1 pseudogene is annotated in these 501 nt (G+C 67.1%); it reads left to right on the top strand.

Annotated features, from left to right (window positions below):
- Nucleotides 1–423: pseudogene (locus C1631_RS25420) on the top strand (hypothetical protein); the annotation flags it as partial.
- Nucleotides 424–501 lie beyond the last annotated feature (78 nt).

Below are 501 nucleotides of genomic sequence, written 5' to 3'. Positions count from 1 at the left end.
ATGCACAAGATCCACGACGCGCCGGGCTGGGTCGCCGCCTCGCCCTTCGTGATGCTGGTGATCGGCTTCCTGCTGGCCTTCTGGATGTATCTGCGCCGGCCCGATCTGCCGCATCGCCTCGCGGAGTCGCAGCCGATCCTGTACCGCTTCCTGCTCAACAAGTGGTACTTCGACGAGATCTACGACCGGATCTTCGTCCGGCCGGCCAAGAACTTCGGCCTGTTCCTCTGGAAGGAGGGTGACGGGCGCGTCATCGACGGCCTCGGCCCCGACGGCATCTCGGCCCGGGTGGTGGACATCACCCGCGGCGTGGTCCGCCTCCAGACCGGCTACGTCTACCACTACGCCTTCGTGATGCTCGTCGGGGTCGCCGGCCTGATCACGTGGTACCTCGTCTCCGGCGTGCCTGGGGGGACCCACTGATGCTCGGCCTCGGCATTCTCTCCGGGCTTCTGATCGTCCCGCTCGCGGGCGCCGCCTTCATCCTCACCCTGGGTGAGG

Source organism: Chryseobacterium phosphatilyticum (assembly GCF_002899825.2).
Taxonomy (GTDB): domain Bacteria; phylum Bacteroidota; class Bacteroidia; order Flavobacteriales; family Weeksellaceae; genus Chryseobacterium; species Chryseobacterium phosphatilyticum.
The sequence above is the reverse complement of the archived record's forward strand: the minus strand, read 5'-3'. Positions and strand labels throughout refer to the sequence as shown.